The following is a 22,023-nucleotide window of genomic DNA, read 5'->3' on the forward strand; positions in this document are numbered from 1 at the left end:
TATTATTATTTGTCATTCTTAGCAAAACGAAGAATCCCCTTTCTGAAAACATAGTCAAAACCTAGCAAAAAAAGAAGTAGTCCTCCATTGGTGACTGCCGTAATTCGGAAAAATATGCCCTGATTTCTTTTTGCGCATCTTCATTGGCCACAGTGATAATACTTTGTGGGTCGTCCAGATTCTGCAAGGCTTCAAAATGGACAAGTTCTTTGCCATAGATACTTTTGCCAATTTTTTTAGGATTGTCACAAAGCCAAACAAAATCCAATCCTTGTTTTTTTAACCCTTTTGCAATCTTCTTTCCCTTAAATCCAGCACCCCAAATCACTAATGGTCGGTTTGTATCGTGATTTAACTTTAAAAAATAATGGAGCTTAATGTCCAAAAAATAATTTTGGGCATAATGTTCGTGGGTGCGCGATGTGCGGGTATCATAATCCCGCCAAAGGTGCAACACTTGATCGCAAGGGATAATTTGAAACCCATGCTCATAAAATCTAAAAGTAAGATCATAATCTTCGGGATAGCGTTGGGGTTCAAAACCTTCACAATCCTCAAAATTTTCACGATGGACCATCCAGCAAGGGGAAGGGATGACACATTCCTTGTAAATTTCATCAAAATTATGTCCAGAGGACGTCAATCGGTTCAACCATTGCTCATACCGCTCATAACCGTTACTGATGCCGCGGTTGGAGAAATATTTCACTTGTCCAACGGCAACATGCCCCTTCCCGTTTTCATTTAATGAATTTATCATGACCTCTAATCGATTTGGCTTCATGATATCGTCTGAATCCATTCGTGTGACAAAGTCACCATTGCTATTTGCATAACCGGTTTGAAGTGCAGTAATAATACCCGAGCCCTTATTTGGAAAGACTTTTATACGTTCATCTTTTTGGGAATAGGAGGAAAGAAGCTCATAACTTTCATCGGAAGAATGGTCGTTCACGGCCAAGACTTCCCAATGACCATAGGTTTGATTCACAATGGAATCCAAACATTCGGGAAGAAAATGTGCAGTGTTTTTAAAAGGGATTATGATGCTAACCTTACCGTTTTGCATGCTGCAAGGTAACTAATTCATGAGAAGTAATTTTAAGTAAATGGAAGCAAATCGGGCTCCAAATAGATTGTTTTTGCTTTTGGGTCAGAAATTACTTCTTTGCCATAATGTAGAGACAGCAATTCTTTGAAGGAGGTAATCAGTCTGGGATATTCAATTATAAATTCTTCAAAGGTGGTAGCAGTTGATTTTTGCCTAAAATGATGCACCACTTTTACGGAAGCTACGGTAAGAGTGACATGATATTTAGTGCCATCGCCATGGAACTGGTCAAAGTTTTGAATGCCTTGACACGTTTTATCAATAGCTAATGACTCATCGTATTGTATTAAATAAATCCATGCCAAACGAAGATGGGCCTCGTGGGTAAAGAGGTTCGGGGGAAAACCTCTACTTTCAAAAGCATGTATAAATTCCTTGTCAGTGTATTGCGAATGATGATGGGGACGTTGCATTTCCAAATTGGGTCTAGTACAGGACATGTGCTTATTTTATTGATTTTTATTGATGTCCTTAAAAGTTAACATATCCCATACTCTTTTGGATGCTCCGTTATAAAATCCAGTTTCATGCTCGTACCTTTTTGGGTTATTAAATGTTCCAAAAATAATATCGAACAAAGAAATATCGGAATAATTGTAAGCATGAATTCCTTTGGCATGGTGCACAGTATGCGCTTCGGGACGTTGCACAATGTATCCTATCCATGTGGGTGTGCTGATGTTGGCATGCTGAAAAATAGCTAAAAAAGTAGTAATCAATATAAAAAGCGTTGCTGCTTGTGCCGTAAATCCTGCTACAACAACTAAACAAAGGCTTCCCAATAAGCTGAAACCAATCATATCCATTGGACTAAAATAAAACGCTCCGTAACTATCCATGCGTTCCGCACTATGATGCATTTGGTGGAAAATTTTCCAGAGTGTATCATTTTTATGCATGGCGTAATGCCATATATACAGGCCAAACTCATAAATCATAACCGCTACAAACGCACCTCCAAAAGTACCCAGAGCAGTAAGGTCAAAAATTTGGTAATCTACCAAATACGTATCCCATACTAAAGGAAAATAAGTGGACAAGTAAAAGAATACGGCGAAGGATGCAAGCCCTCGAAGTTTCCAGTTCTTAACTTTAGGGAGCTCTCTTGCGGGAAAAAATGTTTCCCATAAAATCAATAAGGCATACATACCTAAAATAATTAATGAAACGGGATCTATTAACACATCCCATGGGTTAGGTAAACTTTTTAAAATCTCTAGCATTTGTTTAATGTTTTTAGATTGCTTAACCTTTATGCAGAAGTTTTTACCTTACAATGTAAGTTGCCCCATAAGTTTTTCTAAAAAGTCCAATCGTGACAAACTTCGGGTTTGTAGCTACAATAGCTCCCAGTTCTTATGGAGTTGGATAAATGTTTGCCCAACTGTGGATGTACTTTTTCAATTTTTTTAATGATATTTCTAATACGCCAAGTAACAGCAGCCCTCGATTTTTCTATGGACGAACCGGTCTTTCTTGTTTTATTGGCTATACCAACAGTTTGAGATAGTTGATTTACTAAAGCCTCCAATTCTTCCCTGTGCTGTTGCGCTTTTTCATTTAACCCCATTTCTTCCGCATCACTAATTTCAATTTGCAATGCCTGAATTTTTTGTTTGTATTCTGATTTGGCCTTGTGGTCAATCATATCAGTGCCTCCTGCCAACAAAACAGCACCCATAAGTTCCGTGCAGTGGAATTCCTCTTCGGGTTTTTGCAACAATTTATAAATGTCGTGCAAGCCCTTCGAATCTTTAATAGTGATGTTTTTGCTCTTGTATTTTAACTCCCAAAATTCACCTTGATTTATGAATGCCCCTTTTGAAACTGAATTAGCACTTTGTTTTAAGGGTTTGATTTTTCCCCCTTGATTGTCCAACATAAAATTCCAAAAAGGCTCCAGTTTTGTATGGCCTTTATACGGATTTATAACTTTATGCCATTCTACGGCTTCCAAGTCTGTGGGCTCTTTTCCTTTATTGATGTTTACTTTGAAAATTGATACGTACTTTTTCCAATAATCACGCATTTTATCATACTCACCTAAATGATAGCAGGTGGCGGCGAGAAATGCTGTTAAATCTACCCATATACCAAGGTTGGAAATTTTTTCACCTAATTCCAGCGCTTTTTCATAATCTCCTTTTTCAAAATAAATAAGTAAACCGGATAATAAATAGGCTTCTGGTTGTAAAGGATTAAGGTTTCTGGCCTTATCGTAAAATTGCTCTGCTTCTTCCAAATATTCTAAATACACAAAACAATTGGATATCAGAATTAGATTATCAGCATCACTAGGATTCATCCGAAGTGATTTTCGAAGGACATGCTCAGATTTTTGATAATCGCCCAAGTACAGAAACGACCGCCCCAAAACGGACAGTGAAACGTAATCGTTTTCATCCAGTTCAATTGCTTTTAATGCATAATCATGTGCTCCTTTTTGACTGAGTTCCCAACGATCCCACAACTGACAACTCCACTCATTAAAATACGTAAGCGAGATTCCGGTATATGCTCTGGCAAATGAAGGGTTAATTTTTAAAGCTGATTCGAAATATTCACGGGCCCTTAAATCACTTGCGATAGTACCTTTTTTAACTTCTTCCATTCCCATGAGCCAATTTTCGTAAGCGGCCAGTTCCACAGATTCCTTTTTGTAGGAATAGGAGAGGAGGTCGTGCTGAATTTGAATTTGTAGCACGCTCACAATTTGTTGGGTAATGGTATCTTGAGTATTTAGGAGGGTTTCCAAGGTTTCATCATGGTTTCCTGCAAAAATCACTTTGTTGTCCTTGGTCCTTATTAATTGTACATTGATTCTGAAACCGGTTTCTGTAGATCTAAAACTTCCGGTGATAAGATAATCCGCACCTAATTGAGCAATCGATTTAGCATCATAAATATCTTTAATGCCAAGACTAGAGTATTGTGAGATGACGGATAGGCCAATGAATTTTGAAAAATTTACAATAAGGTCATCCGTAAACCCTCTAATTATTGGGCTTATATTTTCCGTTCGACCAATAATTTGAAAGGGTAAAACAGCAATTGTAGTCTCCCTATTGTCAGTAAGATTCACTTTGGTTTGATTGATGAGACCAATATACAAAAGATACCAACGATGCTCAGACTCGATGTATCAAATCATAAAATATATGTGCAAGATGCCTTAATAAACTATAAAATGAAGTTACCTATTTAAAATATAATGTAAGCATTATTGATTTAGCGCTTTGCCTATGCTTTCAACCACCATTTTTTCCATGACCTCGTATCCTTTTTTGGTGACATGTACTTCGTCCGTGGTCAATTCAGATGGAAGTCCGTTTCTATCATCGGTCATTTCAGAGAAATAATCCAAGTACATTACTCCTTGGGCTTCTGTCATATTCTTGAGCAGGCTGTTAAGCTTTGGAATTTTGATATTGGGTTGCAAACCTGGTCTCCAAGGGTAATCGTAGGCGGGGAGTACTGAACAAACAATCGGTTTAATACCATTTGCTTTTGCCAATTCTACCATAGAAAGGATATTATCATGTATTTGCTCAAGCGTCATTGGACCTGTATTACCTGCAATATCGTTGGTTCCAGCTAAAATAACCACCACTTTTGGATTTAGATTAATCACGTCTTGACGGAAACGTAGTAACATCTGTGGTGTGGTCTGTCCTCCGATTCCGCGATTCACATAAGGATGTTCTTTAAAAAACTCTGGGTGGGTTCCTATCCACATTTCGGTAATGGAATTGCCCATAAAAACGACCCGATTTTCTTCTTCCGAAGGGGCGGGGAGTTCAGCATTGGCATTTTTATATTTTTCCAAATTGGGCCAATCTTGGGCTTTAATTTTGGAAGTAATCGTCAATCCTAAGAACGAAAGCATAAGACAGAGTATGGTTTGTTTTTTCATTATGTGCAGTTTAGCTAAAAATAGGGAATTTCAATCAAAATGACTTCAATAAAAAAAGCGGTATGAATCAAAAGAAACATACCGCTTAATGATTTGTTGTTTGATGAATCAATTAGTATTTCGCGCTCTTCCCTTTGGCTTGGGTTCTTAAAATAAACGCTCTAATATCTTCATTGGCTGATTTTAAGTCTTCATTTCTCAAATACATCATGTGACCAGAACGGTATCCCTTAAACTCGAAACGGTCTTTCATTCTACCGCTTGGGTCTACTTGTGACATGGTGTACTTGGCCGCAAAATAGGTGCAAGCACCATCATAATAACCGGATTGTACCAAAACATTCAAGTATGGATTTTGCGCCATAGCTTGACGTAGATTGTCCCTAACATTATCATCGCTGTCGTCCCATGGGCGAACAGGGCCGAACATGTTATACTTGATATCCGTTTTAAAATCAAGCTCCTCTTGCAAATAATAGTTTATCGCAGGAGTAAAACTGTGCAACCAAGAGGTTAGCTCAGGGGAATAATCTGGTCGGGTACCCGCCAAGGTTTTGTCAATTCCCAAATAACGGCTATCTAAACGTCCGATAGTGTATCCCCCTTTTTCTCTTAGAAGCGCTTTCCAAAAGAATTGCGTAGGCACATCCAGGTTATGGTCAATGATATCTTTTGATTTCAAGCCTGAATAACGGGCCATTTTATCCGCAATCGCTTTACGTTCAGATTCAGGTATAAAACCACCTTTGGCAATGGCTGGTAACAATTCATTAATCGTGAATTCTTCAACTTCTGGTAAAACTTCCAATAGGTCCTTGCTTTGCAAATCTGATGGTAAAGCTTTGTGGTGCCATGCAGCTGCTGCATAATAAGGCATGTTCAAGGCACTGGAAACAGGGTCATTGTCACGGAATACCTTGTAATCGGCAGGAGAAACCATGATCACACCGTTCAAATACATCCATTGTTGATTTTGAAGCGCTAACGAAAGCCCCATTACGCGGGTACCTCCATAGCTTTCACCAACAATATATTTAGGGGAGTTCCAGCGGTTGTTTCTAGAAACGAAAGTGTTTAGCCATTCGGCCAAATATTTGGTGTCGGCATTGATACCGAAGAATTTTTTACGGTCCACTTCTTTTCCTGTTTCGGGAATAGTGCGCGAATAACCTGTATTTACTGGGTTTACGTACACAATATCAGTTACGTCCAACACAGAATATGGATTTTCCTTAACGCCGTAAGGCTGTACGGGATACCCCTCATCATCAATTTTAAGGATTCTTGGGCCTGTGTAGGCCAAGTGCATCCAAACGGAACCAGAACCTGGACCACCGTTAAAGGAAATCAATAAAGGTCTGGATGACCTATCTTTTACACCGTTCTTGGTATAGTACGTATAATGCAAGGATGCAATCGGTTCTCCCAATTCGTCCCAAACGGGTTGTGTTCCGGTAGTTGCGGTGTAATCAATTCGTGAGCCATTGATGGTCACTGCATGTTGGGTTGTAATTGTAGTGTCAACAGGTAATTTACGTTTTTGAGCAAAGGCCAGAGTAGAGCATAGCGCAATGCCTAACAGTAAGAGTTTTTTCATTTTTATTTGGTTGAATTAGTCTAGTCTATAAAAATACATATTTTGAAAGTTCTTACCTTGTTAAAAGAATTGTAAATCCTATAATCGAGACTAGATTCAGGTATAATTCTTATTTTTAAAAGCACTCACTAAATCTATATCTCATGAAAAGTCTTACCCGAAGAAATTTTAATAGCCTAACCGCAAAAGGAATAGGAGGAGCCGCCTTATTATCGTCATCACCATTTGCCTGTGCCATGGGGGGCAATCAGGGTAAAAAGAAATTAGGCATTGCCTTAGTGGGACTGGGAAGTTATAGCACGTACCAGTTGGCTCCTGCTTTGCAAGATACCCAACATTGCTATTTGGCTGGAATTGTGACTGGAACCCCTCAAAAGGAGAAGGCTTGGGCGGATAAATATGGAATCCCTGAAAAGAACATCTACAATTATCAAAATTTTGATGATATCGCCAACAACGAGGATATTGATGTGGTATATGTGGTGCTACCCAACAGTATGCATGCGGAGTTTTGTGTTCGAGCGGCAAAAGCGGGCAAGCATGTAATCTGTGAAAAACCCATGGGCATTAGTGTGGCCGAGTGCGACGCCATTATTAATGCGTGCAAAGAAGCTGGGGTAAAACTCGGTATGGGCTATCGTTTGCATTCCGAACCTTATACGCAGCAGGTTAAGGAATATGTGAAAGAAAAAACATTTGGTGATATCTTATTCGTATCTGCCGATGCTGCTTATCGTTCTACGGGCAACCCGGACCAATGGCGATTGAACAAGAAGCTATCTGGTGGTGGTGCCTTAATGAATATGGGTGTATATGCCGTGCAAAGTACCATTTATGGTACAGGGGAAAATCCAATTTCTGTTTCTGCGCAGGAATTTAGCACTCGACCAGATTATTTTAAGGACACAGACGAAACCATTACGGCCCAATTTAAATTCCCAAGTGGGGCAGTGGGGAATATTTCCACCTCACATAATTTTAATGCGAATGCGATGTATGTTTCGGGGTCTTCGGGATGGTTTCAATTGCAACCCGCTAATAATTATGGCCCGTTGAGTGGTGAAACCTCAAGAGGAGATACCATTAAATTCCCGCACGAGAGCCAACAAAAACTACAAATGGACGATTTTGCAAAGCATGTATTGTTTAATGAGCCCAATTTAGCCCCTGGTGAAATGGGCAAACGTGATATGATGATTGTGGAAGCCATCTACAAATCAATTGCGAACGGAGGTGAGACCATTGCCTTGGATTTTGAACCTGGTTATGGGTTTGGAGGGTAATTATCAAATCAAGGTTTTAGAGGAATTGTCCAGATATTTTTATTCAAATCAACGGTTCCTCCCATTTCTTCGGTAATCACACGATCGATAATGGTCAGTCCTTTTTCTACCATATTTTCAAAAGTGTCGATACCGTCTTCAGGGAAATTTTGTCTGGTTCTGTGAATGTTGTATGTATTGGAAAAATTCCTTCCAAAAGCTTCCTCCACGCCATTTTTCCCTATCATAAAACCCAACAAACCACCCCAGGTCGCAGTTGGATTATCAGAATCCCAGCCTGTTAAAGTTCCAATTTTTATGGTTTGTTTGATGTCTCCTTTACCATAAAACAAGCTTACCAAACTTGCTGCATAATTGATGCCTGCCGCAAAACAACCATTGCAATACAAACCTTTGGAAGTTATATCGTAACCATCCATTTGGTTCACCTGATATCTTACATAAATGGAATCCCGTGTTTGCTCCCAAGGAATACCAGAATTGTACAGTTTTTTGGTATAATCAAACATTTTGGCCGGGTAGGAATCGTTTGGAAGCACCTCTCTTGCTTGGTTGGCCATCCAATGGATTTGCTCCTCCATTGTTTTCTCTTTATCCACGAAAGAAGCCAAGGAGTGCATAGCAACATAAAACTTTGATATATCTTCAGACTCTTCCCTAGCAGTAGTTTTAATGGGCAAAGTGGCCATTTTCAGCGCTATGTCCGGTCTGGCAGGGGCATACAAGCCAAATATTTCGGTTGTTAGTTGAGCATCAATCATTTCAAAATGCTCATTGTTTTTGGGGTTTCCTGTCTCTGGAGGCAAAAATCCCTCTTTCATCAAATCAAATGCTTTTTGGTTGGATACCCACAAGAAGTTTTCTTCTTCAGATTTGATGTGTTTTAACCATCCATCACGTATCTGTTTTGGCGATAGCATACTGGTTTTGTTGGTAAAAAGAAGATGCTGGTAGATATATTCGATATCCGTATCATCGTCTGAGCCCCAAATCTCCGTTGAATCTCTAAATACAAAATCAATGGTAGGGGAAAGATCACTTGGAACTCCTTCACCCCAAATGCTAGGCTGATCGGGTTGGCCCCAATCTTCGCGAGTATAAAAATCTCCAGTTTTAATTTCCCCGATATTCCCAATTTTATCCATTTCCGTCACCAACCCTGTCCAATTGGCAATACATTGTCCCAACCAAAAACCATATAATTGGTTATGGTAATCATCCCGAGATATGTTAATGTGAGTAACTCCTTCTTGGTTGGAGATTTCTTTTGTGTCTTTCTTATTGGCATCCGTCCTGCAACCGATTAAGGCAAGCAGGCAAAATAGCATAAGATAAATTTTCATTAGTGATGAATAAATTAATTGTTTAACCAAGATAGCGGATTTCCCCTTCATTAAAATGAAAAAAGGTAAGAGTTTGAACTAAAACCTTTCAAAAACTCCCAGCCCAAATAGTGCAAAATCATATTTTACGGGGTCGGTGGCATCCAGTTTTCGGAGGTTTTTGTCCAGTTCTTTTAACGCCTTGGCATCATTTTGTTTGCGTTTGAGCAACTTTAGTTTACGAGCTACGTTTCCTGAGTGTACATCCAACGGGCAGGAGAGTTTGGCAGGTTCAATGTTTTTCCAAAGTCCAAAATCCACTCCTGTCGTGTTGTCGCGAACCATCCAACGTAAAAACATATTAATCCGCTTGGCAGCAGAACCTTTGTTGGGGTCGGAAACGTGTTTTTGGGTGCGGGTTTGATGCGGTAGTTCAAAAAATACTTCTTTGAATTTGGAAATGGCAAGTTGCATGGAATCCTTGGCTTGGTACTTGGTAAAAACAGCTTCCAAACCACCATGATTTTTATATATGTTCTGCAAACTGGTTACAAAGTAACCAAGATCAATCCCATTAAAGGTACGGTGCACAAAAGTGGAGAGTTTTTCCAGATTGTCCTCGGTGTGGTGCATTACAAAATCGTAAGGTGTATCGCCCATCAAACTCATCAATTTTCTTGAATTGTTGATAATGCTCTTGCGATTCCCCCAAGCAATGGTGGCCGTTAAAAATGCACTGATTTCGATATCTTCTTTCTGGGTAAATTGGTGAGGAATCTGTATGGGGTCATCCTCCAAAAATTTGGGGTGGTTATACTCCAATACTTTGGCGTCCAAAAATTCTTTGAGTTCTGCTTTGGTCATATCAGTCTTTGGAAACGATCAAACCATCCACCATAGTCAGCTTACGGTCAGCCATATCGGCCAATTCAAGGTTGTGTGTCACCAAAACAAAGGTCTGCCCAAATTCATCACGCAGTTGAAAAAACAGTTTGTGTAAATTGTCCGCACTTTCGGAATCCAAGTTTCCGCTCGGCTCATCCGCCAAAACCACAGAAGGATTGTTCATTAAGGAACGGGCTACGGCAACACGTTGCTGTTCACCTCCAGAGAGGGCATTGGGTTTATGATCGTAACGGTCTTTCAACCCTAAAAAGTCCAACAATTCCTTGGCACGCTTTTCAGCCTCAGCTTTCGGAGTTTTTTTGATGAATGCAGGAATACATACATTCTCCAAAGCCGTAAACTCTGGCAACAATTGATGAAACTGGAATATAAATCCGATATGTTCGTTTCGGAACTGCGCCAAACTCTTATCGTTGAGCTGGTTTACATCGGTATCATTGATTATAAGTGTGCTTTCGCCTTTATTGGTTGGGGTATCCAAGGTTCCTAGAATCTGCAACAAAGTGGTTTTTCCTGCGCCTGAGGCACCAACAATGGAAACCACTTCGCCTTTTTTTATTTCTAGATCAACTCCTTGTAAAACCTTGAGGTCTCCGTAACTTTTTTGAATATTTGTGGCCTTTATCATAAATACAACTTCGCTGGTCGAAGATAATCATTACAGTTGTATCGCAAAGATGGGGGTTTTGACACGAATTCCACAAATTTTCACTAAGTATCCATGTGTCATTTTGTGCAAAATGAAGAATCTCAGGAATAAGTATAAATAAGTTTGATGCTGTAATTTCGACCAAGCTACCTATAAATATTTGTTAGAAATAGTTTTCCTAATCAAATATTGTTTAACTTTGAATTGAAATGAATAAACAAAATAATTCGGAATTGGAAACGGCAATTTTTGCCGGAGGTTGTTTTTGGTGCACAGAAGCTGTATTTCAACGGCTAAATGGGGTAGAGGAAGTAGTTTCCGGCTATACTGGCGGAAATATAAAAAACCCGGCTTACAGAGAAATATGTACCGGACGTACGGGACATGCTGAGGGTATTAAAATTACTTTTGATACCACCAAAATATCGTATGCCGAATTATTGGAAGTGTTTTTTGCCACGCACGACCCTACAACATTGAACCGACAGGGTAACGATGTGGGTACACAATACCGAAGTGAGATATTTTATAGCTCTTCTGATCAAAAACAATTAGCTGAGGATTTCATTAAACTTTTAGAGAAAGAGAATATATTTGAATCTCCCATTGTAACTGCCGTTTCCGAAGCCAAGCCATTTTATGTGGCCGAGGAAGAGCATCACGATTATTACAACGAACACAGGCAACAACCGTATTGTCAAATCATAATTGATCCTAAGATCAAAAAACTAAACAACTATTTTTCAAAAAAGCTAAAGCATGGCTCCCTATAGAAACCTCGAAGAGTACAATATTGAAATTACCAATGAGGTAAAAGATCATTTTTCAAAAATTGTCGATGACATCGGTGAAGATGTGACTCGAGAGGGATTGCTGAAAACTCCAGAACGTGCTGCAAAAGCTATGCTTTTTCTTACCCAAGGCTATAAACAGGATGCCGAAGAAATTCTTAAAGGGGCTATGTTCGAAGAAAGTTATGATGACATGGTCATTATTAAAGATATTGAACTGTATTCTCTTTGTGAGCATCATATGCTTCCCTTTTTCGGAAAAGCACACGTGGCGTATATTCCAAACGGACATATTGTAGGTTTGAGCAAAATTCCACGTGTAGTGGACGTATTTGCCCGTAGATTACAGGTACAAGAACGATTGACTCATGATATTTTGGAATGTATCAATAGAACATTGAAACCCAAAGGTGTTGCTGTTGTAATAGAGGCCTCTCACATGTGCATGATGATGCGCGGTGTACAAAAACAAAACTCTGTTACCACAACCTCAGGCTTTAGAGGACAGTTTGAGAAAATCGAGACCCGAAACGAGTTTTTAAAGCTTATCAGCGCTGATTTGTCGTAAACCACTTTTCCAATTAAGCGGGAATTGCTATTTTTCCCATATGGCAGAAGAAAAAGACAATAAATATCGTAACCTTTTTTTGGGTTTACTGTTTGATGCCATTGGGATGTTATCCTTTGTTATTCCGGGCATAGGCGAGTTTTCCGATGTAATCTGGGCACCTCTTGCGGGATGGCTCATGACCAGACTTTATAAAGGTAGGGTAGGGCAGGCTGCCGGTCTCATTACTTTTACAGAGGAATTGGTCCCTGGTCTGGATGTAATTCCTACGTTTACCCTTACTTGGATTTATACCTATCTTTTGCACAAGAAAAAAGGTCAATCTGCATTAGATTGACCTCTACTTTTTTATTGAACTCCCAATTCTTTATAAAGGCACACTCAAATTGAAAGAAATATTTCTTCCTATGTTGGCTATGCCATCCGCTTTTAATCTGGATAAGTGGGAGATATAATTCTTGTCAAAAAGGTTATTTCCAGTAATGGAGTACCCAACTTTTTGATTAAAGATTTTCATATCACCACCTACACCTACGTTAAAAAGGTTATATCTAGGGGTCTTTGTTTCAAAATCGGCCACTTTGTTTTGATCAAAAAAGGTTTGAAGCGTTAAAAATGCATAGCATCTATAATCTTGGTTTCTTTTATTCCACTCTACACGAAAAGTATTGGTCCAACGGTTGGCCGGAATCAATGGTAGGTTAGAATTATCCTCCAGCTCACCAAAAACAATGTCGTAACTACTTTCCAAATGGAGCCAATCTATGGGATGGGGATGTAAGTGGAATCCAAATTCACCTCCATACAAAATCGCATTTTGCTGTTGGAAGTCATAAATTGGATCCAATTCCCGGAATTCTCCAGTTGGTTCCAAATAGATATAGTCATTTACAATATTGTAGAAAGTATTGACATAAGCTTCAATGTGCTTGTTTCCATACTCTAAAGCCAAATCTATCTGGAAGTTTTGCTCACTATCCAAATCAGGGTTTCCAATTTCCACTCGGTTGGCACCACTGTGCAATCCATTCGAGGTCAATTCAGATAAATTTGGTGCTCTAAAACCTGTTGCAAGGTTTAAACGGCCCATAATGTTTTGCGTTAGGTCCATTCGATATCCTACCGCAGCGTTAAAACTATTAAAGTCTTTACTCAAAGTAGGGATATATTCTTCGTCTCCTTGGATACCACTTTCTTCTCCATTTATAGATCTTAAATCGTAACGTAAACCAATTTGAAGGTCACTCTTGTCAAAATGTATATGCGAAGTGGCCAAAATTCCAAAATCATTGGTAATGGCGTCGGGAACCAATATTTCTTCACCAAAGTTTTCATTTTTTTGATGCATACCCTGTATACCAAATATGGTGGTCATTTTCCCCCATTGAGGGTTAAATTGAAGGTTATAATTGAAGGTGCTCAATCGCATGTCCAATGCAGCTCCTTCTTCCTCTTCCATATGCTCTTCGCCTTCATGTTCATCGTGGTGATGTTCTTCAAACTCTTTTCTATTGTTAACCGTATAACCAAAAGTGGCCTCTATACTGGATTTTTTAAGAAAGAGGTTGTTTTTAGAACTCAAAATATGGGTGGAAAGCTCTTGATAGGGCTCCAAAGGATTACGATCATTGTTCTGAACCCCAATCTCTTCAGGAATTCCAAGCTCTGAAGCATTGTAGTTATACCGAAGCTCCGTTTTAAATTTAGAAGCTTGGTACGCTAACCCTGTTTTTAAATCGGCCTCGTTGAACCTGGAATTGGTAACGCTAGTTCCGTCTCCAGTTTCATAATCTGCATTGGAGGCGTAGGCGCCACGCACCAAAAATTTTAATTTATCTCCAGAGGTCTTAAAGCCGGCATTGGCATTATAACCTAGGGTATTGGTGAAATACCTCATATTCACATCACCTGATGTTTCGCCAGATTGTTCAAATTTTTCTGGATTAAGGTACAAAACACCTCCTAACGCATCGGAACCGTACAATAACGAGGCAGGTCCTTTTATAACTTCAACACTTGAAATACCGGCATCGTTGAGTCCCAATCCATGTTCGCCGCCATATTGTTGGTTCTCCAAACGAACACCTTGTGTATACACCAAGACACGGTTAAAGCTCAAACCACGGATAACTGGCTTTCCAATCCCAACTCCTGTTGAGACCGAAGAAACACCGGGTATGTTCGTTATTCCTTCGGACAGTGTAATGCCTCCTTGTTGTTTTAGTTCTTCCATGGATTTTTGTTCCACCTTCATTACGTTCTCTCGCTGTAATTTGTGGAAGGGGGTTGAAAGAACCACCTCGTCCATCTCTATGGCAGAAGGAGTCATTTGATAATCAAATTTATTGCTGCCTAAATTGATTTCTAACGAAGTGGAGTACGTTTCAAACCCAATATAAGAGATGACAAGTTTATAGGTGCCTTCTGGCAAGTTTTTCAGTGTATAGTTTCCATTTTCGTCAGTTACCGCACCATTTTCCAATTGTGGGATATATACGGAGACTTGATCTAACGGTTCACTGCTTTCAGCGTCTATAATCTTACCTGATAATGTATTCTGAGAATATGTTAAAAAGGGAATCAATGCCAAAAGCATTGAAATATAAAATTGTTTCATTGTAAAAAATAAATGGTTTAAAAAAGCTTAAATCAATCGGTAATTGCTATGAAACAGATGGGGGACCCCGTAAAGCTCGAAAAGAAACTTCTTTGGGTTTATAAATAAATGTGTAGATGGAAGTTGTATACCTTATCTCTGGTATTTCAACCGGAATGTAAGTAAAAGAAGAATTGAAAAGTACTTTGTTAGCGAGGGTAAAATCATGAAAGTCACAATCTAGATTGCCGTCGTGTATATGATTCGTACCATACGCAATGCATTGTTCCTCTTGGCTGTGCTCATATAAAGCATGTCCCAACTTTATTATGGAAGGGGCCAAAATTGCCACTGCCATCAAAAGGGAAGCCAATATTAAAATACGTTTGTGGAGGTTGGTAATCATATTTCACAAAATTAACCAAGGTACTTGGTCTTATTGTGTTAAAAAAACTATAAACTATGAAAAGAATGCGCCCAACCCTAAACGTTTCAGCATTTTTTTCTCAAAATTCCAGAAGAATTCATATTGCCCGAACAACCAGCCTATAAAAACAAGTAGGATTTGATAGATGGGAAAAATCAATAGAATCCGGAGGGTCCAATAGACATAACCTGGAACATTTTCATTGTCCAGTCCAATCCAATGCACCAGTGGACCGGCCAACTTTCCAGCAGCACTTCCAGTTATGGCAAAAACAATAAAAATGGCGATCATTTCCCATTTGTAATCCACTTTCCATTTGTCTTCCACTTTTTTGAAACACCAAATAAAAAATTTTATCAATAAAAAATATAGTGCGACCGTACCACCAATGGTGAAAATCCATTCAAATATGGTATTGTTGAGGTCAAAAAAGTGTAAAAAGCTTCTAGATATGGCGTAGGAAGTAAATAAAACCAATAGTGCACCCAAAATAGGAAAGATGATTTGCCAGTTTTTTTGGATTTCCCAGCGCTGTTTTAGTTTTTGCATTGTTCAACTTTAATCGATGCAAAAATAACATATTAAATCCTTGGGATAAAAGGACCTAAGCGTTGATTGTATTTTCTTTGAAAGTAAATGAAGTAATTGTAGAGTTTATAATTGACCTCATAACCATAATCAATACTGGGGTCATAATTGATTTGCATTTCGTATAAATTGGGATTGAATCTGTTAGGCTGTAATACTCTCTGGTTCCAAGTAGTGACCATAATAATATTTCTATTTTCCAGGAATGATTGTGAATAGTATCCTTCCGGTCTTGCAATGGAATTTAACCAGGTATAAAAACCAGGTTCAATGATGATAATTTCATATTCGGTTTCATCATCCGAAATTTCTACGGGTTCATCATCGTTTGATTGGAACACTTCCTTTTCTTCGTTGGTTACGTCCAAGGTCGTTTTTTGTGAAGTGCAAGAAATTAGGACAACACAAAGTGTTAGGCAAAACAAGACTGGATTAAATAGTTTCTTTTTCATAATATTAAAATACAAAAAAAGCCACTTGTATACTCAAGTGGCTCTGTTAAATATGGTTAGTTTGATAATTTATTTTCCGAAAAGTCCGCCTAGCATTCCGCCCAGGCCACTCTTTTTCTGACCTCCGCCATTTAATACCATTCCGGCCAAATCATCAATAACACTACCATCGCCATCACTATCCAAAAAGTTTTCAACTAAGGATTGTTGTTTGGCTGCTGCTTTATTGCCGCCCATTAGCCCACCTAACAAGCCGTTAAGTCCATCTGGGCTGCTCACGTTTTGTTGTCTTGTTTGTTTTCCCAAATAGCCTAAAAGGATTGGGGCCGCAATTTTTAATATTTGAGCAATTGAACCTGCGTCGATTCCCGATTTGGAACTTAACGCATTTTCAACTTGGGGTTGTTTAGCTCCTAGTACATGACTAAGTATTCCTGCTCCGTCCTGCATTACATTTTGGTCTACGCCTCCTCCAAAAAGGCCACCTAAATCATCCAAGATTCCTCCATCGTGTTTGGAAGATAGGGCGTCCATTAGACCCTGTGCCCCTCCCGGAGTGGATGCATTTTTTTTCATGGCCCCCATTAATAAGGGCATGGCCATGCTTAAAACTTCTGCTGTTTTATTTTCTGGCTGTCCTGTTTGTCCAGCGACACCACTGACCAACTGTTTTCCCATTGGGCTGTTGATCAAATCTAATAATCCTGACATTGTGTTAGTGTTAAGGTTAAAAGGACAATGTACGAAAAAGTAGGTTTTGAATGATTGTTTACATTAAGAATACCCATCACTTTAGTGATTTGATAACCTTCTGGGCCAATTCTACTCCAATGCGCTCTTGTGCTTCGATGGTTGAACCACCCACATGAGGGCTTAGTGAAATTTTGGGATTCATCAATATTTTGATTTCTGGATTGGGTTCTGATTCATAGACATCCAGGCCAGCAAAGGATAGATGATCTGTATCCAAAGCATCGACCAAGGCCACTTCATCCAAAACTCCACCTCGCGATGTGTTGATGATACCAGCTCCTGGCTTCATTAGTCCGAGTTCTTTTTTACCGATTATATATTTCTCTTGGGATGGTACATGCAGACTCACAAAATCTGAATTAACTAGTACTTCCTTTAAATTGCTACTTTGTAATTTAAAATCAATGGATTGTCCATCAAAAAAGGAAAGCGTCAAAGTAGCCTCTTTTGCATGATGATCGGTGAACATGACTTCCATACCTAAGGCGAGTGCCATTTTAGCTGTTGCTTGACCAATTCTTCCAAAACCAACAATTCCCAAAGTTTTTCCACGAAGTTCAACACCCCCAGCATAGCTCTTCTTAAGTTGTTTAAACTGGGCGTCACCTTCCAATGGCATATTTCGATTTGAGTCGTGCAGAAACCGAGCGCCGTTGAGCAAGTGTGCGAAAACAAGTTCCGCTACTGATTCTGAAGATGCTTCGGGGGTATTGAATACATCGATTCCTTTGGATTCGGCATATTTTACATCAATATTGTCCAAACCAACACCACCGCGTCCAATCAATTTTAAGTTTGGGCAGTCATCAATTAACTTTTTGTCAACTTTGGTAGCGCTACGCACCAAAAGCCCTTCTATCTTATTTTTATTGATATAGTTTGCCAATTGCTCTTGGGCAACCCTTGTATTTATGACCTTGAAACCTTGCGTTTCGAGCAACTCTATTCCTGATTGTGCTAAGCCATCATTCGCTAAAATCTTTGCCATGAAAATTATCCTTTCTTTTCCAATTCGCTCATAATGTCCACCAAAACCCCCACACTTTCCAAAGGAAGTGCATTGTACATGGAAGCCCGATAACCCCCAACGGATCTATGCCCGTTTATGCCATTAATTCCTGCCTCTTTGCACATTTCGTCAAATACATCTTTTAATTCATCATCGGTGATGTTAAAAGTGGCATTCATATTGGAGCGATCTTCTTTGGCAGCAAAACCAGAGAAAATAGGATTGAGTTCAATTTCAGAATAAATTAAGTTCGCTTTGCGCTCGTTGATTTCTTCGATAGCTGCAATTCCGCCTAAATCCTTCAACCATTGCATCGTCAGCATGGAAACGTATACTGCAAAAACAGGAGGGGTATTGAACATGCTGTCCTTAGCAATGTGAACGGAATAATCCATCATGGATGGAATTTTTCTAGAAACTTTACCTAGTATATCTTCCTTAACCACCACAAGGGTCGTTCCTGCGGGTCCCATGTTCTTTTGTGCGCCTGCATAGATTAAATCAAATTGTGAAAAATCCAATTGGCGGGAAAAGATATCTGAACTCATATCACAGACCAAAGGCACATCGGTTTTAGGAAATTCCTTGAACTGTGTTCCGTAAATAGTATTGTTGGAGGTAAGGTGTAGATAATCCAAATCCGAAGGGATTTCAAAACCTTTTGGGATATACTTAAAGTTATCTTCCTGAGAGGAAGCTACTTCCACAATATCACCAAACAAGCGAGCTTCCTTAATGGCTTTTTGACTCCATGTTCCCGTGTTCACATACCCCGCTTTTTTATCCAACAGGTTAAAGGCCGTCATTAAAAATTGCATGCTCGCACCACCCTGGAGGAACAAAGCTTGATACCCTTTACCCTCAAGTCCCAAAAGCTCTAGGGCCAACGAGCGAGCTTTTTCCATAATGGCGACAAACTCTTTGCTGCGGTGGGATATTTCTATAAGTGAAAGACCAATACCATCCAGTTCCTGAACGGCCTCGGAGGCCTTTAGCATTACCTCTGCGGGTAAAATGCATGGGCCTGCGCTAAAATTATGCTTTTTCATTTCCTTGGTTTAAGGGGTAAAGGTCTTAAAAATTGTTGGATCTATAAACCATTACGAAGGTTAGGTTTTTCTTAAAGTTTCAACAGGAATTCCATAGTGTCAATTCCATCTGCGTAGTCTTTTAAACTAGGCTTTTGGGTTTCTCCAAAATTGACTTTGTTTTCTATTGTTCCGCTAGAGACGATACATTGAATTTGTTCTTCAAGTGCTTCCAATTCTTTTCTCAAACTTGATTCATCATCATAATGTGAATAAAACAATGCAGAGATAGGGGAGGTGAGGGCTTCGTCTTCCTTTAACACCAAGAACCCATTATCCAAAATTTTGAATTCACTCATCAAATAAACTGCTTTGTTGTAATCGTAGTTGTTGGCGTATTTATGCTGATGAATAATGTCATTGTAATCATACAATGCTTTGAACAATGTATCAAAATCATAGTCTTTTGGCACATAGATTTTGGATACATTGCGGCAACCTAAACCATAATACCTAAATATATCCTCACCGAGTGCTTTTAGTTCTTCTTCGGCTTCATTTCCGGTAAGCACGGCAACCGAATTTCTGTTTTTTCGAATGATGTTGGGTTTATTGCCAAAATAGTATTCAAAATAGCGACTTGTATTGTTGCTTCCCGTTGCGATAACAGCATCGAAATTCTCCATTTTTCCATCTATAAATTCGATTTTATCAGCGAGTGAAGGCTCCTGCTGAATCAAATATTTTGATAGAAAGGGCAAAAGAACCTTGTCGTTGGAAGATAACTTGGCCAGCACCTTGTTTCCTGAAAGCAATACGCATAGAAAGTCATGAAACCCAACCAATGGGATATTTCCTGCCATTACAATACCTACCGTTTTTGGCTCAATATCCTTATTAAAGGTATAGTTGGACAACCATTCCTTGAGATTTTCTTCTGTGAGCAAATCGCCCCATTGCTGAAGAGAAAATAAAATGTTATCCTCGGTAAACCAGCCGTTGTGGTGTCCTGCCCGCGCAATAATTTCCTTCAAACCGGAATCCACTTCAACGTTCTCGGAATAACATTTATCACAAAAATCCGTTAGGTATTTTCCAAGTTTAACAAAAGCATCTATGGTATTTGTATCTGGTGCCATTAAATTTGTACACTAATTTACTAGGGTTTATTTTTGTCAAAAGTAAGCATGCTGATAAGAATCAGCCCAAAAGGAAAAGAAAATTATGGCAATTATTATAACTGATGAGTGCATAAATTGTGGTGCTTGCGAGCCAGAATGCCCTAACACAGCAATTTATGAAGGTGCAGATGAATGGAGATATAGTGATGGAACTTCGCTGAACGGCAATGTGGTTTTGCCTAACGGCAAGGAGGTAAATGCAGATGAAGTTCAAGAACCTGTTAGCGATGAGCTTTATTATATTGTTCCAGACAAATGCACGGAGTGTCAAGGATTTCACGAAGAACCCCAATGTGCGGCCGTATGCCCTGTTGATTGTTGTGTTCCCGATGAAGATCACGAAGAAACTGAAGACGAACTATTGGGCAAGCAAAAGTTTATGCACCCTGATGGTTAAGCAATAAAAAACATTTAATTTAGCCCGAATCTTAAATGGTTCGGGTTTTTTTATGCGAGAAAAAGAGAAAGCATACAACGGTATTTGGAAACAGGCGGGATGCATATTGTCCCTGATAGCCATTTTCGGCATCATTGCTTTGGTTATTATAGGCCTTTATTTATTGATTCAAGGCTTTTAGTCCCAGTACCAAAACTTCAACTTATATTTGCAGCCTTAAATCAGTTTTCAATAATCAAAATCCAATAAATGATTTAGGGTGAAACCAAAATTGTTGAGGGTGAAGGAGTACAAAACACTTGAATTCTGATGTCTAAAATCTGAAATCTAATATCTAATAGCTAGCGAATGAAAGCCGGTATTGTAGGATTACCCAACGTAGGAAAATCAACCCTTTTTAACTGTTTGTCCAATGCAAAGGCACAAAGTGCCAACTTCCCTTTTTGTACCATTGAACCCAATATTGGTGTGGTGAACGTACCTGACCAACGTTTGGAGAAATTGGAGGAATTGGTAAATCCGGAGCGTGTTCTTCCAGCTACTGTAGAGATTGTTGATATTGCCGGTTTGGTAAAAGGTGCCAGTAAAGGTGAGGGACTTGGTAACCAGTTTCTGGGAAATATCCGAGAAACCGATGCTATTCTCCACGTACTTCGCTGTTTTGATAATGATAACGTAGTGCACGTTGATGGTTCTGTGGACCCAATCAGGGACAAGGAAACTATTGATATGGAATTGCAGCTAAAAGATTTAGAGAGCGTTGAGAAAAAGCTCGATAAGGTAAAACGTGCTGCCAAAACAGGTAATAAGGAAGCACAGAAAGAAGAGGCGGTATTATCCGCACTTAAAGAAGGTTTGGAAGCCGGAAAATCCGTTAGAGCTATTGAAGTTAGTGAAGATGGCCGTGAAGAATTCGTGAAACCACTACAATTGATTACGGATAAACCCGTAATGTACGTTTGCAATGTGGACGAAGGAGCTGCTGTTGATGGGAATGCATACGTGGAAAAAGTAAAAGAGGCTGTTGCAAACGAAAATGCCGAGGTTATCTTTTTGGCAGTGGGTACTGAAGCTGATATTACCGAACTGGAATCCTATGAAGAGCGCCAAATGTTCTTGGAAGACATTGGACTTTCAGAACCAGGTTCCGCCAAATTGATTCGTGGCGCATATAAATTACTTGACTTGGAAACCTATTTTACTGCTGGTGTCAAGGAAGTTCGTGCTTGGACCATTCCTGTTGGTGCAACTGCTCCGCAAGCCGCAGGCGTTATCCATACCGATTTTGAAAAAGGCTTTATCCGAGCCGAAGTCATTGCTTATGACGATTACGTAAAATACGGCAGTGAAGCCAAGGTAAAAGAGGCTGGTCGTATGCGTGTAGAGGGTAAAGAATACATTGTTAAGGACGGTGATGTGATGCACTTTAGGTTCAATGTATAATCACTGGGC

At 39.4% G+C, this 22,023-nt stretch carries 22 protein-coding genes; 6 read left to right on the top strand and 16 right to left on the bottom strand.

Annotated elements, in window-relative coordinates; genetic code table 11:
* Window positions 1-61: 61 nt before the first annotated feature.
* The 6 genes from D2V08_RS16415 to D2V08_RS16440 form a co-directional block, all read right to left on the bottom strand.
* Complete coding sequence (locus tag D2V08_RS16415; protein WP_119609509.1) at window positions 62-1,069, bottom strand: glycosyltransferase; 1,008 nt, start codon at window positions 1,067-1,069, stop codon at window positions 62-64.
* A 32-nt stretch (window positions 1,070-1,101) separates the two neighbouring features.
* The gene (locus D2V08_RS16420; RefSeq protein WP_119609511.1) at window positions 1,102-1,551 is read right to left on the bottom strand and encodes a hypothetical protein; all 450 of its coding nucleotides are present in this window, start codon (window positions 1,549-1,551) and stop codon (window positions 1,102-1,104) included.
* Window positions 1,552-1,560: 9 nt separating this feature from the next.
* Window positions 1,561-2,334 carry a sterol desaturase family protein gene (locus D2V08_RS16425; RefSeq protein ID WP_220473412.1) on the bottom strand — a complete coding sequence of 258 codons (774 nt, stop codon included), beginning with the start codon at window positions 2,332-2,334 and terminating at the stop codon, window positions 1,561-1,563.
* 77 nt (window positions 2,335-2,411) lie between these two features.
* Window positions 2,412-4,193, bottom strand: a complete 1,782-nt coding sequence (locus tag D2V08_RS16430) for a tetratricopeptide repeat protein (protein WP_147374172.1) — start codon at window positions 4,191-4,193, stop codon at window positions 2,412-2,414.
* Window positions 4,194-4,331: 138 nt separating this feature from the next.
* Window positions 4,332-5,024 (bottom strand): SGNH/GDSL hydrolase family protein, encoded by a 693-nt coding sequence (locus tag D2V08_RS16435; protein ID WP_119609515.1) that lies wholly within the window; start codon window positions 5,022-5,024, stop codon window positions 4,332-4,334.
* A 112-nt stretch (window positions 5,025-5,136) separates the two neighbouring features.
* Window positions 5,137-6,621: a S10 family peptidase gene (locus D2V08_RS16440; protein ID WP_119609517.1), complete on the bottom strand. Its 1,485-nt coding sequence runs from the start codon at window positions 6,619-6,621 to the stop codon at window positions 5,137-5,139.
* 143 nt (window positions 6,622-6,764) lie between these two features.
* Here D2V08_RS16440 and D2V08_RS16445 point away from each other — a divergent pair, with 143 nt between their 5' ends.
* Entirely contained in the window at window positions 6,765-7,904 is a 1,140-nt protein-coding gene (locus tag D2V08_RS16445) for a Gfo/Idh/MocA family protein (protein ID WP_119609519.1), read from the top strand.
* Window positions 7,905-7,912: 8 nt separating this feature from the next.
* Here the strand turns inward: D2V08_RS16445 and D2V08_RS16450 are convergent, their stop codons facing one another.
* The 3 genes from D2V08_RS16450 to D2V08_RS16460 all read right to left on the bottom strand — a co-directional run bounded on the left by D2V08_RS16450 (window position 7,913) and on the right by D2V08_RS16460 (window position 10,760).
* Window positions 7,913-9,232, bottom strand: coding sequence for an ADP-ribosylglycohydrolase family protein (locus tag D2V08_RS16450; protein WP_220473413.1), 1,320 nt, complete (start codon window positions 9,230-9,232; stop codon window positions 7,913-7,915).
* 93 nt (window positions 9,233-9,325) lie between these two features.
* On the bottom strand, window positions 9,326-10,090 hold the full coding sequence (locus D2V08_RS16455; RefSeq protein ID WP_119609521.1) for a TIGR02757 family protein: 765 nt from the start codon (window positions 10,088-10,090) through the stop codon (window positions 9,326-9,328).
* Window position 10,091: 1 nt separating this feature from the next.
* On the bottom strand, window positions 10,092-10,760 hold the full coding sequence (locus D2V08_RS16460; RefSeq protein ID WP_119609523.1) for an ABC transporter ATP-binding protein: 669 nt from the start codon (window positions 10,758-10,760) through the stop codon (window positions 10,092-10,094).
* 230 nt (window positions 10,761-10,990) lie between these two features.
* Between D2V08_RS16460 and msrA the strand changes: the two genes are divergently transcribed.
* From msrA to D2V08_RS16475, 3 genes are read left to right on the top strand one after another with little or no spacing between them, the layout of a single operon-like run.
* Window positions 10,991-11,554, top strand: coding sequence for a peptide-methionine (S)-S-oxide reductase MsrA (gene msrA, locus D2V08_RS16465; RefSeq protein ID WP_119609524.1), 564 nt, complete (start codon window positions 10,991-10,993; stop codon window positions 11,552-11,554).
* Window positions 11,541-12,140, top strand: coding sequence for a GTP cyclohydrolase I FolE (gene folE, locus D2V08_RS16470; protein ID WP_119609526.1), 600 nt, complete (start codon window positions 11,541-11,543; stop codon window positions 12,138-12,140). Before msrA ends, folE begins: the two co-directional genes overlap by 14 nt.
* Before the next feature lie 40 nt (window positions 12,141-12,180).
* Window positions 12,181-12,477: a hypothetical protein gene (locus tag D2V08_RS16475; protein ID WP_119609528.1), complete on the top strand. Its 297-nt coding sequence runs from the start codon at window positions 12,181-12,183 to the stop codon at window positions 12,475-12,477.
* A 30-nt stretch (window positions 12,478-12,507) separates the two neighbouring features.
* Here D2V08_RS16475 and D2V08_RS16480 read toward each other — a convergent pair whose 3' ends face one another.
* From D2V08_RS16480 to D2V08_RS16515, 7 genes are all read right to left on the bottom strand, one after another.
* A complete protein-coding gene (locus tag D2V08_RS16480) occupies window positions 12,508-14,757 on the bottom strand; it encodes a TonB-dependent receptor (protein ID WP_182835581.1) in 2,250 nt (749 codons plus the stop codon).
* A gap of 439 nt (window positions 14,758-15,196) precedes the next feature.
* On the bottom strand, window positions 15,197-15,712 hold the full coding sequence (locus D2V08_RS16490) for a DUF6787 family protein (RefSeq protein WP_182835582.1): 516 nt from the start codon (window positions 15,710-15,712) through the stop codon (window positions 15,197-15,199).
* Between the two features lie 32 nt (window positions 15,713-15,744).
* Window positions 15,745-16,203, bottom strand: a complete 459-nt coding sequence (locus D2V08_RS16495) for a DUF6146 family protein (protein ID WP_119609530.1) — start codon at window positions 16,201-16,203, stop codon at window positions 15,745-15,747.
* A gap of 69 nt (window positions 16,204-16,272) precedes the next feature.
* Window positions 16,273-16,914: a DUF937 domain-containing protein gene (locus D2V08_RS16500; protein WP_119609531.1), complete on the bottom strand. Its 642-nt coding sequence runs from the start codon at window positions 16,912-16,914 to the stop codon at window positions 16,273-16,275.
* A 76-nt stretch (window positions 16,915-16,990) separates the two neighbouring features.
* The gene (locus D2V08_RS16505; RefSeq protein WP_119609532.1) at window positions 16,991-17,944 is read right to left on the bottom strand and encodes a D-2-hydroxyacid dehydrogenase; all 954 of its coding nucleotides are present in this window, start codon (window positions 17,942-17,944) and stop codon (window positions 16,991-16,993) included.
* A 5-nt stretch (window positions 17,945-17,949) separates the two neighbouring features.
* Window positions 17,950-19,014 carry a 3-phosphoserine/phosphohydroxythreonine transaminase gene (serC, locus tag D2V08_RS16510; protein ID WP_119609533.1) on the bottom strand — a complete coding sequence of 355 codons (1,065 nt, stop codon included), beginning with the start codon at window positions 19,012-19,014 and terminating at the stop codon, window positions 17,950-17,952.
* Between the two features lie 71 nt (window positions 19,015-19,085).
* Window positions 19,086-20,132: an acyl-CoA reductase gene (locus D2V08_RS16515; RefSeq protein ID WP_119609534.1), complete on the bottom strand. Its 1,047-nt coding sequence runs from the start codon at window positions 20,130-20,132 to the stop codon at window positions 19,086-19,088.
* Between the two features lie 85 nt (window positions 20,133-20,217).
* Between D2V08_RS16515 and D2V08_RS16520 the strand changes: the two genes are divergently transcribed.
* The gene (locus tag D2V08_RS16520; RefSeq protein ID WP_119609535.1) at window positions 20,218-20,571 is read left to right on the top strand and encodes a 4Fe-4S dicluster domain-containing protein; all 354 of its coding nucleotides are present in this window, start codon (window positions 20,218-20,220) and stop codon (window positions 20,569-20,571) included.
* Between the two features lie 348 nt (window positions 20,572-20,919).
* Entirely contained in the window at window positions 20,920-22,014 is a 1,095-nt protein-coding gene (ychF, locus tag D2V08_RS16525) for a redox-regulated ATPase YchF (protein WP_119609536.1), read from the top strand.
* The last annotated feature ends 9 nt before the right edge of the window (window positions 22,015-22,023 follow it).

This window comes from Flagellimonas lutimaris (assembly GCF_003581615.1).
Classification (GTDB): Bacteria; Bacteroidota; Bacteroidia; order Flavobacteriales; family Flavobacteriaceae; genus Flagellimonas; species Flagellimonas lutimaris.

What these genes read in the sequence shown, in the direction of transcription:
- ychF (WP_119609536.1), top strand. Translation starts at nt 20,920, where the DNA reads ATGAAAGCCGGTATTGTAGGATTACCCAACGTAGGAAAATCAACCCTT.
- D2V08_RS16505 (WP_119609532.1), bottom strand. Translation starts at nt 17,944, where the DNA reads ATGGCAAAGATTTTAGCGAATGATGGCTTAGCACAATCAGGAATAGAG.
- D2V08_RS16475 (WP_119609528.1), top strand. Translation starts at nt 12,181, where the DNA reads ATGGCAGAAGAAAAAGACAATAAATATCGTAACCTTTTTTTGGGTTTA.
- D2V08_RS16420 (WP_119609511.1), bottom strand. Translation starts at nt 1,551, where the DNA reads ATGTCCTGTACTAGACCCAATTTGGAAATGCAACGTCCCCATCATCAT.
- D2V08_RS16490 (WP_182835582.1), bottom strand. Translation starts at nt 15,712, where the DNA reads ATGCAAAAACTAAAACAGCGCTGGGAAATCCAAAAAAACTGGCAAATC.
- serC (WP_119609533.1), bottom strand. Translation starts at nt 19,014, where the DNA reads ATGAAAAAGCATAATTTTAGCGCAGGCCCATGCATTTTACCCGCAGAG.
- D2V08_RS16520 (WP_119609535.1), top strand. Translation starts at nt 20,218, where the DNA reads ATGGCAATTATTATAACTGATGAGTGCATAAATTGTGGTGCTTGCGAG.
- D2V08_RS16445 (WP_119609519.1), top strand. Translation starts at nt 6,765, where the DNA reads ATGAAAAGTCTTACCCGAAGAAATTTTAATAGCCTAACCGCAAAAGGA.
- msrA (WP_119609524.1), top strand. Translation starts at nt 10,991, where the DNA reads ATGAATAAACAAAATAATTCGGAATTGGAAACGGCAATTTTTGCCGGA.
- D2V08_RS16515 (WP_119609534.1), bottom strand. Translation starts at nt 20,132, where the DNA reads ATGGCACCAGATACAAATACCATAGATGCTTTTGTTAAACTTGGAAAA.
- D2V08_RS16415 (WP_119609509.1), bottom strand. Translation starts at nt 1,069, where the DNA reads ATGCAAAACGGTAAGGTTAGCATCATAATCCCTTTTAAAAACACTGCA.
- D2V08_RS16500 (WP_119609531.1), bottom strand. Translation starts at nt 16,914, where the DNA reads ATGTCAGGATTATTAGATTTGATCAACAGCCCAATGGGAAAACAGTTG.
- D2V08_RS16440 (WP_119609517.1), bottom strand. Translation starts at nt 6,621, where the DNA reads ATGAAAAAACTCTTACTGTTAGGCATTGCGCTATGCTCTACTCTGGCC.
- D2V08_RS16460 (WP_119609523.1), bottom strand. Translation starts at nt 10,760, where the DNA reads ATGATAAAGGCCACAAATATTCAAAAAAGTTACGGAGACCTCAAGGTT.
- D2V08_RS16480 (WP_182835581.1), bottom strand. Translation starts at nt 14,757, where the DNA reads ATGAAACAATTTTATATTTCAATGCTTTTGGCATTGATTCCCTTTTTA.
- D2V08_RS16435 (WP_119609515.1), bottom strand. Translation starts at nt 5,024, where the DNA reads ATGAAAAAACAAACCATACTCTGTCTTATGCTTTCGTTCTTAGGATTG.
- D2V08_RS16450 (WP_220473413.1), bottom strand. Translation starts at nt 9,232, where the DNA reads ATGCTATTTTGCCTGCTTGCCTTAATCGGTTGCAGGACGGATGCCAAT.
- D2V08_RS16425 (WP_220473412.1), bottom strand. Translation starts at nt 2,334, where the DNA reads ATGCTAGAGATTTTAAAAAGTTTACCTAACCCATGGGATGTGTTAATA.
- D2V08_RS16455 (WP_119609521.1), bottom strand. Translation starts at nt 10,090, where the DNA reads ATGACCAAAGCAGAACTCAAAGAATTTTTGGACGCCAAAGTATTGGAG.
- folE (WP_119609526.1), top strand. Translation starts at nt 11,541, where the DNA reads ATGGCTCCCTATAGAAACCTCGAAGAGTACAATATTGAAATTACCAAT.
- D2V08_RS16495 (WP_119609530.1), bottom strand. Translation starts at nt 16,203, where the DNA reads ATGAAAAAGAAACTATTTAATCCAGTCTTGTTTTGCCTAACACTTTGT.